Source organism: Leifsonia sp. GW821-FHT13C05, assembly GCF_058806515.1.
In genome coordinates this window covers 1,085,788-1,099,591 of record NZ_JBXAPT010000001.1, presented here as the reverse complement: position 1 = coordinate 1,099,591, position 13,804 = coordinate 1,085,788, and the positions used below count along the sequence as shown (strand labels likewise).

Here is a 13,804-nt window from a genome sequence, read left to right as displayed (position 1 = left end):
GATACTCCCTGCGGCTATCGCAGGGCCCGGCCGTCGCGCGTACGATACCGGCCATGCCGATCATCGACAGCTTCCCGCAGGGCACCCCGATCTGGGTCGATCTGCAGAGCACGGACCAGGCAGGGGCGGCCGCCTTCTACCGCCGGATGTTCGGCTGGGACGTGACGCCGGCGAGCGCCGAGACCGGCGGATACTCCGTCGCCACGCTGCGCGGCGTGCCCGTCACCGCCATCGGCCCGCTGCCGGCGAGCTTCCCGGAGGGGAGCACCTCGGTCTGGACCACGTACTTCCTCGTCGACGACATCGCCGCATCCACCGCAGCCGCCACCGCGACGGGCGGTGCGGTGCTGCTGCCGCCCGGTGAGCTGGTGCCCGGACTGCAGCTCGCCGTGGTCGCCGACCCGGCAGGAGCGGTCTTCGGGCTCTGGCAGAAGGAGAACGGCGCCGGGGACTCCCCCTGGCTGCGCGAGGAGCCGGGAGCCGTGGACTGGCTGGAGCTGGTCGAGAACGGCTGCGAGGCGTCGTACCCGTTCTACGAGTCGGTGCTCGGCGTCGGCGTGAGCCAGCTGGAGCTGGGAGACGGCCTGTACACGCTGTTCGACGTGGGGGAGGCGAGCGTCGCGGGAGCCTACGAGCCGGGAGGGGACGTGCCTCCGCACTGGCTGGTGTACTTCGCGGTGGCCGACCTGGATGCGGCGACCGTGCGCCTGACCGAGCTCGGCGGCGCGGTGCGCGGCGAGCGTGCGTCCGCGCCGGGCGTCGGCCGCTGGGTCGGTGCCGTCGACCCGTTCGGCGGCGCGTTCGCGCTGCTCGAACCGGAGCCGGAGGCCGCGTGAGCGCGGAGGGCGAGTGGCCTCTCGTCTGGTAAGCTTTCCAGGTTGCCGTCTAACGGCCGCGGATAAAGAGAGCCCAGGCATTCGGCCATCGGGCACCGCGCAACGAGAGAAAGGGGATCACCTCTATGGCACTTGATGCAGACGTCAAGAAGGCGATCATCGAAGAGTACGCGACCCACCCCGGTGACACCGGATCCCCCGAGGTTCAGGTTGCAATCCTGACCAAGCGGATCAAGGACCTCACCGAGCACCTCAAGGAGCACAAGCACGACCACCACTCGCGTCGTGGCCTGCTCCTCCTGGTCGGTCAGCGTCGCCGCCTGCTCGGCTACCTGTCGGACATCGACATCGCCCGCTACCGCTCGCTGATCGAGCGTCTCGGACTCCGTCGATAACTCAGGAGCCGCCTGTGGCAGCTCCTCGCTGACACCGCGAACTTCTTGCGAACGGGCCGTCACCCTCCGGGGTGGCGGCCCGTTTCGTCGTTCCGCCCCCGCGCAGCACCCCGCCCACTAGAGTCGTGCCGCCGCCCGTGCCTCCACCGCGCGGTCGACGAGCGTGGCGGCCACCAGCGCCGACGCCACCACCGCCACCCCGATGGCCACGCCGATCAGCCCGATCACCGGCGACGCCAGCGGCAGCGCGAGCAGCAGCACCACCGCGATCCCGGTCTTGAGCGGCCGCACCACCACCTCGTCGACCAGCGGTCTGTGCAGCACGTACAGCATCACCAGGAACACCGCGACGGGCACGACCACCGCGTACTCCACGACCGTGTCGGACAGCGTGACCCCGCCCTCCGAGCCGCGCTGCACCGCCGTCTCCAGTCCAGCGCCGAGCGCAGCGAGCGAGGCGAACACGAGGTAGTGCCCGTAGCCCCAGTAGAACGAGCGACCGCGCCGCGACCGCAGCCCCTCCGCCGCGGGCTCGAGGAAGTACAGCCACCAGAGCGCGAACAGCAGCACCAGTCCCGCGGAGGCGATCACCACCAGCGTGACCGAGACGCCGTTCGCCTCCAGCGCCTTCTGCACCCCGATGGCCGACGCGGACACCGACTCGCCGAGCACGATGATCGTGAACAGCCCGTACCGTTCGGCGATGTGATGCGGATGCCAGGAGGTCTTGCCCGTCCGCTCCGCCCAGATCGGGACGGAGAGGTCGAGGGCCGCCGCGATCAGGAACGTCCACAGCCCGGTCTCCGGAGGCAGGAACAGTCTGGACACCCACAGCACCTGCACCGCCGACACCCCCGCCGCGTAGCGGAAGGCCGTCACCCTGCCCTGTGGATGCTCGATCCCGGCCCTGATCCACTGGCTCACCAGCCCGACGCGCATGATCAGGTAGCCGATCGTGATGGCGGTGAAGTCGCCGCCGCCGAACGCGCTCGGGACCCCGGCGGCGAGCACCAGGACGCCGCCCATCTGCACGAGCGTCGTGATCCGGTACGGCACGTCGTCGGTGTCGTACGCCGACGCGAACCAGGTGAAGTTCATCCACGCCCACCAGATCGCGAAGAACACGGTCAGGTACGGCCCGATGTCGGCGGAGAGGTGCCCGTGCAGAGTGCCTTCCGCGAGCTGCGCCGCCACCTGGGCGATGGCGACCACGAAGGTCAGGTCGAACAGCAGTTCGAGCGGGCTCGAGACGCGATGGGCCTCGTCGGTCGCGCGGCCGGTCATCGGGATGCGGAAGGCGCTGGTCATGCATTCATTGTGGCCGAGGGGAGGGGCAGGCGGTGGGGCGCGTGCGCCGCCCGGCCGGGTGCGCCAGCATAGGGGTATGCTCCGCCGCCATCCCGTCCTCAGCATCGTCACGGCCGTCTACCTGGTCGCGGTCGGCTGGATCACCCTGTCGTCGCAGCCGCAGGACTCGGAGCAGAACACGTTCATCCGGGATGTCATCGCGCAGATCGGGCGGTTCCCCGCCACCTCCTGGGTCACGTACAACGGAGTCGAGTTCACCGCGAACATCGCGATGTTCGTGCCGATGGGCGTGCTGTTCACCCTGCTGCTCGGGCTGCGCAGGTGGTGGGTCGCGCTGCTCGTCGGCGTCGTCGCCACCTGCACCATCGAGTTCATCCAGCTCTTCCTGCCGACCAGGTACAGCGACGTGCGCGACCTCATCGCGAACACCGCAGGAACACTGATCGGGATCGGTGTGGTCGCGCTGATCGCGTGGCTGAAACGACGCGGGAATAGTCAGGGCACACCGTCCGTTGAGGACGATATCCATGCAAACGCATTGAAATAGGGAGCAGCGGAAATGCAGTTCGGAATCTTCAGTGTCGGCGACATCACCACCGACCCCACCACCGGTCACACCCCGACCGACGCCTCGCGGTTGCAGGACGTCCTCACCATCGCCCAGCACGCGGAAGAGGTCGGCCTCGACGTCTTCGCGATGGGGGAGCACCACAACCCGCCGTTCTTCCCGTCGAGCCCTGTCGCCATCAACAGCTACCTCGCCGCCAAGACCAGCCGCATCATCCTCTCCACGGCCACCACGTTGATCACCACGAACGACCCGGTGCGCATCGCCGAGGAGTACGCGATGCTGCAGCACCTGTCCGGCGGCCGGATGGACCTCACCCTCGGACGCGGGAACACCGGACCGGTGTACCCGTGGTTCGGCGAGGACATCCGCCAGGGCATCCCGCTCGCGCTCGAGAAGTACGCGCTGCTGCGCCGCCTCTGGACCGAGGAGTTCGTGGACTGGGAGGGACGTTTCCGCACACCGCTGCAGGGCTTCCAGTCGACCCCGCGCCCGCTCGACGACGTGCCCCCGTTCGTCTGGCACGGCAGCATCCGCAGCCCGGAGATCGCCGAGCAGGCCGCGTACTACGGTGACGGGTTCTTCGCGAACCACATCTTCTGGCCGGCATCGCACACCCAGCAGATGATCGCCCTCTACCGTCAGCGCTTCGAGCACTACGGTCACGGCACCGCCGACCAGGCGATCGTCGGCCTCGGCGGTCAGGTGTTCATGCGCAAGAACTCGCAGGATGCCGTCGCAGAGTTCCGCCCGTACTTCGACAACGCGCCGGTGTACGGCCACGGCCCGACGCTCGAGGAGTTCACCTCGCAGACGCCGCTGACCGTCGGCAGCCCCCAGGAGGTCATCGACCGCACCCTCGGCTTCCGCGACTACGTCGGCGACTACCAGCGCCAGCTCTGGCTGATGGATCACGCCGGCCTTCCGCTGAAGACCGTGCTGGAGCAGCTCGACATCCTCGGCGGGGAGGTCGTGCCCGTGCTCCGGAAGGAGTTCGCGAAGGACCGTCCCTCCCACGTGCCGGACGGCCCCACCCACGCCGCGATGGTCGCCGAGCGCGACGCCGCGGAGCTCGTGGCCGACGCGGACGCCGCAGGCGCGGACGCCGCATCCACTGTTTCGGAGGTGAAGTGATGACCGCCAGGAAGATCGCCGTGATCTCGGCCGGTCTCAGCCAGCCGTCGTCGTCCAGGTTGCTGGCCGACCGGCTCGCCGAGGCGACCGTCCGCAGGCTGGAGGAGCAGGGCGTCGAGGTCGAGGTGACCACGATCGAGCTGCGGGATGTGGCGAAAGACGTGACCAACAACCTCCTCGCCGGGTTCCCCAGCCCCGCGCTCGCCGACGTCATCGAGACGGTGACGGGAGCTGACGGCCTGATCGCCGTGACGCCCATCTTCACCACGAGCTACAGCGGGATGTTCAAGTCGTTCTTCGACATCCTCGACCCGACAGCGCTCGACGGGATGCCCGTGCTGATCGGCGCGACCGGAGGAACCGAACGGCACTCGCTCGCCCTCGAATACGCGATGCGCCCGATGTTCACCTACCTGCACAGCGTCGTCGTGCCGACCTCGGTCTACGCGGCGTCGGCGGACTGGGGGAGCGGAGCAGACACGGTCAAGGCGCTGCCCGACCGCATCGAGCGCGCCGCCGGCGAGTTCTCCACGCTGGTGAGCGCGTCCGACCGCTCGTCGCGCATCAAGGATCCCTTCGCCCTCGACGGCGACTTCGCCTCGATGATCGGCGGGTTCCAGGGGGACTAGTCCTCCTGCTGCTCCTCCCGCCCGCGAGTAGGTTCAGTGCATGACCGACGCCGTCGAGAAGTCCAGGCCGGATGCGCCACCGCTGTTTTTCGAAGCGGAGGCCGCCGGCCTGGACTGGCTCGCCGCCGTGACTCCCTCCGGCGGAGCGCGGGTGGTCGGCGTCGTGGAGGTGGCCCCCGGCCGGAACGTGCTCGAACGCGTCCAGGAGGCGCGCCCCACCCCGGATGCCGCCCGTGCCTTCGGCGCTGCCCTCTCGGTGACCCACGCCGCGGGCGCCGCCGCGTTCGGTGCTGCGCCGGACGGCTGGGACGGCCCGCTGTTCATCGGCAAGCGCCCGCTGCCGGTCGCCGCCGAGTCGTCCTGGGGCCGGTTCTACGCGCGCGACCGCGTTCTGCCGTACCTGGACATCGCGGTGAACGCCGGCGGCGTGTCCGCTGCGCAGCTGCCGGTGATCAGGGAGGCCGTCGACCGGGTCGCGTCCGGCGAGCTCGACGACGGTGAGCCTCCCGCCCGCATCCACGGGGATCTGTGGAACGGCAACCTGCTGTGGGATGCGCGCGGCTGCGTGCTCATCGACCCGGCGGCCCACGGCGGCCACCGCGAGACCGACCTCGCCATGCTCGCCCTGTTCGGCGCCCCGCTGCTCGACGAGATCACGGCGGGGTACGACGCCGCCCGGCCGCTGCGCGCCGGCTGGCGGGAGCGCATCCCGCTGCACCAGCTGCATCCACTGGCCGTGCACGCCGCGTCGTACGGGCCGTCGTACGGCGACGCGCTGGCCGCCGCCGCGCGCGCCACGCTCGCGCTCCCGCTGCCGGAATAACGGCCTCACCTGCTAGGATTCTTGTGGTTGGCTGCATGCCGACCGCAAACTCAATACTGAGTACCAAACGGAGCAGGCTGGCAGGAGCTGGTCCTCGGTGGTGGTATCCGGATGCGAATGGCAGCTCTGACAGGCGCGCAACCGTGTATTTCTACTGATGGCCAGACGGGCACAGAACCGCGCCGGGACATCGTCCTGCGCGCAGGAAGCCGCACGTACACGGAGGACTTCCGTGTCGATCTGCCTGTTCCCCTGCTCCGATGGAGGAGTCGCCGCCCATACGGGGCGACGACGTAAAACAAAGGAGAAAGACCTCTTGGAAGGTCCCGAAATCAAGTTCGCCGAAGCAGTCCTGGACAATGGACGATTCGGCACTCGCACGGTCCGGTTCGAGACCGGACGCCTCGCACAGCAGGCACAGGGCGCCGTCGCCGCCTACCTCGACGAGGAGACCATGCTGCTGAGCGCGACCAGCGCCAGCAAGCACCCGAAGGACAACTTCGACTTCTTCCCGCTGACCGTCGACGTCGAAGAGCGTTCGTACGCAGCAGGCAAGATCCCCGGCTCGTTCTTCCGTCGTGAAGGCCGTCCGTCGACCGAGGCCATCCTGGTCTGCCGTCTGATCGACCGGCCCCTGCGTCCGTCGTTCGTCGACGGCCTGCGCAACGAGGTCCAGATCGTTATCACCGTCCTGAGCATCGCTCCCGACGAGTTCTACGACGCTCTCGCGATCAACGCCGCATCCATGTCGACTCAGATCTCCGGCCTGCCGTTCAGCGGCCCGATCGCCGCGGTGCGCCTCGCGCTCATCCCGGGCAACGGTGCTGCAGAAGACCAGTGGATCGCGTTCCCGAAGGCGTCGCAGCTGGAGGAGGCCGTCTTCGACATCGTCGTCGCCGGTCGCGTCATCACGGACAAGAACGGCCAGGAAGACGTCGCGATCATGATGGTCGAGGCCGAGGCCACCGAAGGCAGCTGGAACCTCATCCAGGCCGGCGCCACCAAGCCCAACGAAGAGGTCGTCGCACAGGGCCTCGAGGCCGCGAAGCCGTTCCTCAAGCAGCTCGTCGCCGCGCAGAACGTCGTCGCGGAGCAGGCTGCCAAGGCCATCGCCGACTACCCGGTGTTCCTGCCGTACTCGCAGGAGACGTACGACAACGTCGCCGGCCTCGCGTACGACGAACTGGTGAACGTCTACCAGATCGCCGACAAGATCGAGCGCCAGAACGCCGACGACGCCCTCAAGGACCGCGTCAAGGTGGCCCTGACCGAGAAGGTCGAGGCCGGTGCGCTTCCCGCAGAGGTGCTCACGCAGTTCTCCGCGGCGTACAAGTCGGTCTCCAAGGTCGTCATGCGCGGACGCGTCCTCCGCGAGGGCATCCGCATCGACGGCCGTGGCCTCACCGACATCCGTCCGCTCGACGCCGAGGTGCAGGTCATCCCGCGCGTTCACGGTTCGGCGATCTTCCAGCGCGGAGAGACCCAGATCCTGGGCGTCACCACGCTGAACATGCTCAAGATGGAGCAGCAGATCGACTCCCTGTCGCCTGTCACGAAGAAGCGCTACCTGCACCACTACAACTTCCCGCCGTACTCGACCGGTGAGACCGGCCGCGTCGGTTCGCCGAAGCGTCGCGAGATCGGGCACGGCTTCCTCGCCGAGCGCGCCCTCGTGCCGGTGCTGCCGAGCCGCGACGAGTTCCCGTATGCGATCCGCCAGGTGTCCGAGGCTCTCGGCTCCAACGGCTCGACGTCGATGGGCTCCGTCTGCGCATCCACCCTGTCCCTGCTGAACGCCGGTGTGCCGCTGCGCGCCCCGGTCGCCGGCATCGCGATGGGCCTCATCTCCGACACCGTCGACGGTGAGACCCGTTACGCGGCCCTCACCGACATCCTCGGTGCGGAGGACGCGCTCGGCGACATGGACTTCAAGGTCGCCGGCACGAGCGAGTTCGTCACGGCGATCCAGCTCGACACCAAGCTCGACGGCATCCCCTCCGCCGTTCTGGCCGGTGCGCTGAAGCAGGCGAAGGATGCTCGGACGACCATCCTCAGCGTGCTGAACGCCGCCATCGACCAGCCGGACGAGATGGCCCCGACCGCGCCCCGCGTGATCTCGGTCCAGATCCCCGTCGACAAGATCGGTGAGCTGATCGGCCCGAAGGGCAAGACGATCAACGCCATCCAGGACGAGACCGGCGCCGACATCTCCATCGAGGAGGACGGCACCGTCTACATCGGCGCCGTCGACGGCCCGTCGGCCGAGGCAGCCCGCGCCCAGGTGAACGCGATCGCGAACCCCACCAACCCGGAGGTCGGCGAGCAGTTCCTCGGAACCGTCGTCAAGATCGCCGCGTTCGGTGCGTTCGTCTCGCTGCTCCCGGGCAAGGACGGCCTGCTGCACATCTCCGAGGTGCGCAAGCTCGCCGGTGGCAAGCGTGTCGAGAACGTCGAAGACGTGCTCGGCGTCGGCCAGAAGATCCTGGTGGAGATCACCAAGATCGACGACCGCGGCAAGCTGTCGCTCGCCCCGGTGCTCGCCGAGGCCGACGACGCGGACACCCACGGCCGCGACGCCGCCAGCGAGGGCCCCACGGCTCCCGCCGAAGGCGAGTAGTCCCGTTTCCACGAAGGCCGTCCCGACTCCGTCGGGGCGGCCTTCGTCGTCCCCGCCGATAGCTGCGGTCAGCGCGCGGCGTCTCTGGCGAGCAGGGGATGCAGGCGGTAGGGGATGAGCTCGCCCATGTCGAGCGCGGTCTCTGCGCGTTCGACGCCCTCGGCGGCCTGGATGGCGCCGGTGATCCGGAACAGGTCTTCCGCGTCCGTGCAGACGACGCGCACGAGCAGGTCGGACGGGCCGGAGAGCCCGTGCGCAGACACGATCTCCGGGATGGTCGCCAGCTGCTCCACGATCGTCGCGAGCTTCTGCTGGTGCACGTGCACCGTCACGAACGCGGCCAGCGGGTAACCGGCGGCGTTGGCGCTGATCCGGCGATCGAACGACAGGAACACCCCGGACCGCTCCAGCTCCGCCACTCGCGACTGCACCGTGTTGCGGCTCAGGCCGAGGCGGTCGGCGAGCGTCACGTTGGACGATCGGGGGTCCTCCGTGAGGGCCACGAGGATGCGTCGGTCGGTGCTGTCGATAGTGCGCATAGTGTGAAAGCTAGCACGCGGCGACACGGCCGAATAGTGCAGGTTGCACGGTCGACACGCCGATGGTTGTGCGTGGTGATCCGAAAGCGTAACGTTCCGGGTAATTCCGGCAAGGACGCCGGAAGCCGGTCCACAGCGCCACAAGCGTGAGGGCCGGGCGCGAGAGTGAAGGTTGCGTGAACCGTGACGATCGACAATCAGCCTGACATCCGGATGTCCGACGACGACGGTCGGATGGACGATGTGCACCTCGGCGAGCTGCGGCTCGGCGGCATCGACACCGTGCAGCTCCTGACTCCCGACGGGATGCGGTTGAGCGACGACAGGTACGACGCCTGGATCTCCGACATCGGCGACGAGCAGCTCCTCTCCTTCTACGAGGACATGGTCGTCATCCGCCGCATCGACACCGAGGCGACCGCGCTGCAGCGTCAGGGCGAGCTGGGACTCTGGCCGCCGCTGCTCGGCCAGGAGGCCGCCCAGATCGGCTCCGGCCGCGCCCTCCGCTCCGACGACTTCGTCTTCTCCAGCTACCGCGAGAACGGCGTCGCGTACTGCCGCGGCGCCCAGCTCACCGACCTGGTCAGGGTCTGGCGCGGCACGGCGCAGTCCGGCTGGAACCCGTACGACATCAACATGGCCACCCCGCAGGTCATCATCGGCGCGCAGACGCTGCACGCCACCGGATACGCGCTCGGCATCCAGGCCGACGGCACCGACGCGGTCGCCGTCGCATACTTCGGCGACGGCGCCACCAGCGAGGGCGACGTGAACGAGGCGATGATCTTCGCCGCGACCTATGCCGCCCCCGTCATCTTCTTCTGCCAGAACAACCAGTACGCGATCTCCGAGCCCGTCGCGCTGCAAGCGCAGCGGCCGATCGCCGAACGCGCTCCCGGGTTCGGCATCCCGAGTGTGCGGGTGGACGGCAACGACGTGCTCGCCGTGCTCGCGGTGATGCGCTCTGCGCTCGAACGGGCGCGCTCCGGAGGCGGCCCGACCTTCATCGAGGCGGTCACATACCGGATGGGCCCGCACACCACCGCAGACGACCCCACGCGCTACCGCGACCCCTCCGAGCTCGAGCAGTGGAAGGTGAAGGACCCGATCGCTCGCGTCGGCGCATACCTCAGCCACAGCGGAGCACTGGACGCCGCCCGCGAGGAGCAGGTCGCCGCGAAGGCCGACGCCGTCGCCGCCGAGCTGCGCGCCGGATGCGTCTCCCTGCCGGATCCCGACCCGATGACCGTGTTCGACAACGTGTACGCCGAGGCGCACACCGGCATCGCCCGCGAGCGCGACCACTACTCCCGCTACCTCAGAACCTTCGTCGGAGGTGACTCGCGATGACGACGCTGACCATGGCGAAGGCCATTAACGCCGGGCTCCGCCACGCGCTGGCGGACGACGACCACGTGGTGCTGATGGGCGAGGACATCGGCACCCTCGGCGGCGTCTACCGGGTGACGGACGGCCTGCAGACCGAGTTCGGCCCGCGGAGGGTGATGGACTCGCCGCTGGCCGAGTCGGGCATCCTGGGCACGGCGGTGGGCATGGCGTACCGCGGGTACCGTCCGGTGGTGGAGATCCAGTTCGACGGGTTCATCTACCCGGCGTTCGACCAGATCGTGAGCCAGGTGGCGAGGATGCACTACCGGACGGCCGGCGCCGTGCGGATGCCGATCACCATCCGGGTGCCGTTCGCGGGCGGGATCGGTGCTGCCGAACACCACTCCGACTCTCCGGAGGCCTACTTCGCGCACGCGGCGGGGCTGCGGGTGGTCAGCCCGTCCGGCCCGGAGGACGCGTACACGCTCATCCGGCAGGCCATCGCCTCCGACGACCCCGTGCTGTACTTCGAGCCGAAGCGCCGCTACCACGTGAAAGGCGAGGTGGATGAGGACGCCCCACTCGCCGACGCACGGCCGATGGGCACGGCGCGCGTGGTCGTCCCCGGCAGCGATGTGACCCTCGTGACCTACGGTGGCCTGGTGCAGACCGCCAGGGATGCGGCCGCCGCTGCCGCCGACGACGGCGTCTCCATCGAGGTGATCGACCTGCGCTGCCTCTCGCCGCTCGACGTCGACACCGTCGCCGCCTCCGTGCGGAAGACCGGCCGCCTGGTGATCTCGCACGAGGCCGCGCTGTCCGGCGGGATGGGGGCGGAGATCGCCGCGTCCATCACCGAGCGCTGCTTCTACCACCTGGAGCACGCGCCGGTGCGCGTCACCGGCCACGACATCCCGTACCCGGCCGCGAAGCTGGAGGGGGCGCACCTGCCTGACCTCGACCGCATCCTGGACGGCGTGGACCGCGCGCTCGACCGCCCGAACTCGCTGAGCGGGGTGGAGGAACTGTGACCGTCAAGGAGTTCGCCCTCCCGGATCTCGGCGAGGGGCTGACGGAGTCCGAGCTGGTCAGCTGGCGGGTCGCGGTGGGCGACACGGTGCAGCTGAACCAGATCATCGCCGAGGTGGAGACCGCGAAGGCGCTGGTCGAGCTGCCTGCGCCGTACGAGGGCCGTGTTTCGCAGCTGTTCGTGGAGCCGGGCGTGACGGTGTCGGTGGGGGAGCGGATCGTGGCGTTCGAGGTGGGTGGCCCGGAGGAGCCTTCAACGGATGCGCCGACTCGGGATGCGCAGGAGCCCGCCGTCGTGGACGCCCCGGAGCCCAACCTGGTCGGTTACGGCGCGAAGGCCGACTCGACGGCGCGACCGCAGCGCCGTGCGCGGGTGGCGGCGCTCGCGGCGGGGGCGACGACGGTTCCGGATGCGCGGGTGGCTGCGCCGACCGATGTGCCCAGCGCTGCGCCTACCGCCGACCGGCCGCGCAGCACGCCTCCCGTGCGGAAGCTCGCGCGCGAGCACGGGGTCGACCTCGCGAGCATCGCGGGGACCGGCGAGCGCGGGCTGGTCACGCGGCACGATCTCGAGGCGTTCCTGGAGGCTGCGACCGGTGCCGCCTCGACGGGTGCGACCATTGCCGCCTCCGCGGCAACCCCCACGGGTCGCGAGACGCGCATCCCGATCAAGGGGGTGCGCAAGGCGACGGCGGAGGCGATGGTGCGCAGCGCGTTCACCGCTCCGCAGGCGACGGTCTTCCTCACCGTCGACGCCACGCCGACGATGGAGCTGGTCGAGCGGCTGCGGGCGGCCGCCGAGAGCCCGGAGCGCCGCCCAGGGCTCCTGACCGTCATCGCGAAGGCGCTCTGCATCGCCGTCCGACGCACGCCGGAGGTGAACGCGCGCTGGGACGACCCGGCGCAGGAGATCGTGCAGTTCGGCTACGTCAACCTCGGGATCGCGGCCGCCACGCCGCGCGGGCTGGTCGTGCCGACGGTGCGGGATGCGGACGCGCTCGGCCTCGGCGACCTGGCCGCGAGCATCCGGAGCCTGGCGGAGACCGCGCGGGCAGGACGCACCGCGCCGGAGAGCATGACGGGCGGGACGATCACGATCACGAACGTGGGGGTGTTCGGGATCGACGCAGGCACGCCCATCCTGACGCCGGGCGAGGCCGCGATCCTCGCGGTCGGCGCCGTGCGGCGGCAGCCGTGGGAGTTCCGCGGCGAGGTCGCGCTGCGCGACGTGCTGACGCTCGCGCTCTCGTTCGACCACCGCCTGGTCGACGGCGAACAGGCCGCCCGCTTCCTCGCGGACATCGGCCGGATCGTCTCCGACCCGGCCTCCGTGCTCACGATGGTGTGACGCCCACTCGTCCGTTGAAGCGGAGATCCCGGTCCTCCGGGCCCGGATCTCCGCTTCAACGGAGAAATCCGCGGCGCGTCGGCCCGAACCTCCGCGCGAACCACAAAAACGGAACCTCGGGGAGACACGCCGCCGGGAACTCCGTTTGGACGGACGTTCGGCCGCATCTCGGGCAGTTCTCCGGTGGACGGAGCGCGGACGGGGAGTCGGTGGACGGGCGGGTGACGCGGAGCGGGAGGCGCTGCGGCCTACGCGTGCAGGGCGGCGTTGAGCTCGACGCCGCCGCCTGCGCGGCGGAGGACCTCGACGGCGCCCGTGAGCGAGTTGCGGCGGAAGAGCAGGCCGGGCACGCCGGACAGCTCCACGGCCTTGACCGTGCGGGGCGCGCCGTCGGCCGTCGGCGCGTCTCCGACGAGCACGACCTTGGTGCCCGCGGTCACGTACAGCCCGGCCTCGACGACGCTGTCGTCGCCGATCGAGATGCCGATGCCCGAGTTCGCACCGAGCAGCGCCCGCTCACCGATGGCGACCCGCTGGGTTCCTCCGCCGCTGAGCGTTCCCATGATGGATGCGCCGCCGCCGATGTCCGAGCCGTCGCCGACCACGACGCCCTGCGAGATGCGGCCCTCGACCATCGAAGTGCCGAGCGTGCCGGCGTTGAAGTTGACGAAGCCCTCGTGCATCACCGTCGTGCCGGGGGCGAGGTGCGCGCCGAGCCGCACGCGGGAGGCGTCGGCGATGCGCACGCGGTCGGGCGTCACGTAGTCGAGCAGGCGCGGGAACTTGTCGATGCCGGTCACCTGGATGCCCGCCCGCTGCAGCTGCGGGCGCAGCCGGGAGTAGTCGGCGGGATGCACGGGGCCCGCGTTGGTCCACGCCACGATCGGCAGGTGGCTGAAGACGCCGTCGAGGTTCACCGTGTTCGGGGCGGCGAGCAGGTGCGAGAGCAGGTGGAGGCGGAGGTACGCATCCGGGGTGGAGGCCGGAGCGGTATCCAGGTCGATCTCGACCGTCACGATGTCGACGCGCACGTTGCGGCGGGCGTCTTCGACGGCCAGCGCCTCGAACTCGGCCGGAGCGATCCAGCGGTCGCGCCCGGCGGGCAGGGAACCCAGCCGCGGCTCGGGGAACCAGGTGTCGAGCACGGTGCCGTCGCCTGCGACGGTCGCGAGGCCGTAGCCCCAGGCGGTGCGGGGGGATGCTGGCGCGGCGGATTCGGAGGAAACGTCGGAGGGCATGGCTCTAGATT

General features: G+C 69.8%; 13 protein-coding genes. 10 read left to right on the top strand and 3 right to left on the bottom strand.

Annotation, left to right across the window (positions count from 1 at the left end; all coding sequences use genetic code 11):
* Nucleotides 1-53: 53 nt before the first annotated feature.
* Together AC1ROC_RS05270 and rpsO are read left to right on the top strand one after the other, a co-directional pair.
* Entirely contained in the window at nt 54-836 is a 783-nt protein-coding gene (locus AC1ROC_RS05270) for a VOC family protein (protein ID WP_492998543.1), read from the top strand.
* Between the two features lie 125 nt (nt 837-961).
* Nucleotides 962-1,231 (top strand): 30S ribosomal protein S15, encoded by a 270-nt coding sequence (gene rpsO / locus AC1ROC_RS05265; protein WP_055892416.1) that lies wholly within the window; start codon nt 962-964, stop codon nt 1,229-1,231.
* A 117-nt stretch (nt 1,232-1,348) separates the two neighbouring features.
* On the opposite strand, the gene AC1ROC_RS05260 is transcribed toward rpsO, so the two are convergent.
* Nucleotides 1,349-2,539 (bottom strand): low temperature requirement protein A, encoded by a 1,191-nt coding sequence (locus AC1ROC_RS05260; RefSeq protein ID WP_492998541.1) that lies wholly within the window; start codon nt 2,537-2,539, stop codon nt 1,349-1,351.
* 76 nt (nt 2,540-2,615) lie between these two features.
* On the opposite strand from AC1ROC_RS05260, the gene AC1ROC_RS05255 reads away from it, so the two are divergent.
* The 5 genes from AC1ROC_RS05255 to AC1ROC_RS05235 all read left to right on the top strand — a co-directional run bounded on the left by AC1ROC_RS05255 (nt 2,616) and on the right by AC1ROC_RS05235 (nt 8,310).
* Nucleotides 2,616-3,086, top strand: coding sequence for a VanZ family protein (locus tag AC1ROC_RS05255; protein ID WP_492998539.1), 471 nt, complete (start codon nt 2,616-2,618; stop codon nt 3,084-3,086).
* A 12-nt stretch (nt 3,087-3,098) separates the two neighbouring features.
* Complete coding sequence (locus AC1ROC_RS05250) at nt 3,099-4,241, top strand: LLM class flavin-dependent oxidoreductase (protein WP_168689136.1); 1,143 nt, start codon at nt 3,099-3,101, stop codon at nt 4,239-4,241.
* Entirely contained in the window at nt 4,241-4,870 is a 630-nt protein-coding gene (locus tag AC1ROC_RS05245; protein WP_210724047.1) for an FMN reductase, read from the top strand. The genes AC1ROC_RS05250 and AC1ROC_RS05245 overlap by 1 nt, the downstream gene beginning before the upstream one ends.
* A 40-nt stretch (nt 4,871-4,910) precedes the next feature.
* Nucleotides 4,911-5,693: a fructosamine kinase family protein gene (locus AC1ROC_RS05240; protein ID WP_492998536.1), complete on the top strand. Its 783-nt coding sequence runs from the start codon at nt 4,911-4,913 to the stop codon at nt 5,691-5,693.
* A gap of 316 nt (nt 5,694-6,009) precedes the next feature.
* Nucleotides 6,010-8,310 carry a polyribonucleotide nucleotidyltransferase gene (locus AC1ROC_RS05235; RefSeq protein ID WP_085369418.1) on the top strand — a complete coding sequence of 767 codons (2,301 nt, stop codon included), beginning with the start codon at nt 6,010-6,012 and terminating at the stop codon, nt 8,308-8,310.
* 68 nt (nt 8,311-8,378) lie between these two features.
* On the opposite strand, the gene AC1ROC_RS05230 is transcribed toward AC1ROC_RS05235, so the two are convergent.
* Nucleotides 8,379-8,849: an Lrp/AsnC family transcriptional regulator gene (locus tag AC1ROC_RS05230; RefSeq protein ID WP_492998534.1), complete on the bottom strand. Its 471-nt coding sequence runs from the start codon at nt 8,847-8,849 to the stop codon at nt 8,379-8,381.
* 234 nt (nt 8,850-9,083) lie between these two features.
* On the opposite strand from AC1ROC_RS05230, the gene pdhA reads away from it, so the two are divergent.
* Genes pdhA through AC1ROC_RS05215 form a run of 3 tightly spaced genes read left to right on the top strand, consistent with a single transcriptional unit; the run spans nt 9,084 to nt 12,555 of the window.
* Nucleotides 9,084-10,199: a pyruvate dehydrogenase (acetyl-transferring) E1 component subunit alpha gene (gene pdhA / locus AC1ROC_RS05225; protein ID WP_492998929.1), complete on the top strand. Its 1,116-nt coding sequence runs from the start codon at nt 9,084-9,086 to the stop codon at nt 10,197-10,199.
* Nucleotides 10,196-11,209, top strand: a complete 1,014-nt coding sequence (locus AC1ROC_RS05220; protein ID WP_085369420.1) for an alpha-ketoacid dehydrogenase subunit beta — start codon at nt 10,196-10,198, stop codon at nt 11,207-11,209. Before pdhA ends, AC1ROC_RS05220 begins: the two co-directional genes overlap by 4 nt.
* Nucleotides 11,206-12,555: a dihydrolipoamide acetyltransferase family protein gene (locus AC1ROC_RS05215; protein ID WP_492998531.1), complete on the top strand. Its 1,350-nt coding sequence runs from the start codon at nt 11,206-11,208 to the stop codon at nt 12,553-12,555. Before AC1ROC_RS05220 ends, AC1ROC_RS05215 begins: the two co-directional genes overlap by 4 nt.
* 248 nt (nt 12,556-12,803) lie before the next feature.
* On the opposite strand, the gene dapD is transcribed toward AC1ROC_RS05215, so the two are convergent.
* Nucleotides 12,804-13,793: a 2,3,4,5-tetrahydropyridine-2,6-dicarboxylate N-succinyltransferase gene (dapD, locus tag AC1ROC_RS05210; protein ID WP_492998529.1), complete on the bottom strand. Its 990-nt coding sequence runs from the start codon at nt 13,791-13,793 to the stop codon at nt 12,804-12,806.
* Between the last annotated feature and the right edge of the window lie 11 nt (nt 13,794-13,804).

Coding starts and splice junctions, on each gene's coding strand:
- AC1ROC_RS05270 (WP_492998543.1), top strand. CDS start 54: ATGCCGATCATCGACAGCTTCCCGCAGGGCACCCCGATCTGGGTCGAT.
- rpsO (WP_055892416.1), top strand. CDS start 962: ATGGCACTTGATGCAGACGTCAAGAAGGCGATCATCGAAGAGTACGCG.
- AC1ROC_RS05260 (WP_492998541.1), bottom strand. CDS start 2,539: ATGACCAGCGCCTTCCGCATCCCGATGACCGGCCGCGCGACCGACGAG.
- AC1ROC_RS05255 (WP_492998539.1), top strand. CDS start 2,616: ATGCTCCGCCGCCATCCCGTCCTCAGCATCGTCACGGCCGTCTACCTG.
- AC1ROC_RS05250 (WP_168689136.1), top strand. CDS start 3,099: ATGCAGTTCGGAATCTTCAGTGTCGGCGACATCACCACCGACCCCACC.
- AC1ROC_RS05245 (WP_210724047.1), top strand. CDS start 4,241: ATGACCGCCAGGAAGATCGCCGTGATCTCGGCCGGTCTCAGCCAGCCG.
- AC1ROC_RS05240 (WP_492998536.1), top strand. CDS start 4,911: ATGACCGACGCCGTCGAGAAGTCCAGGCCGGATGCGCCACCGCTGTTT.
- AC1ROC_RS05230 (WP_492998534.1), bottom strand. CDS start 8,849: ATGCGCACTATCGACAGCACCGACCGACGCATCCTCGTGGCCCTCACG.
- pdhA (WP_492998929.1), top strand. CDS start 9,084: ATGGACGATGTGCACCTCGGCGAGCTGCGGCTCGGCGGCATCGACACC.
- AC1ROC_RS05220 (WP_085369420.1), top strand. CDS start 10,196: ATGACGACGCTGACCATGGCGAAGGCCATTAACGCCGGGCTCCGCCAC.
- dapD (WP_492998529.1), bottom strand. CDS start 13,793: ATGCCCTCCGACGTTTCCTCCGAATCCGCCGCGCCAGCATCCCCCCGC.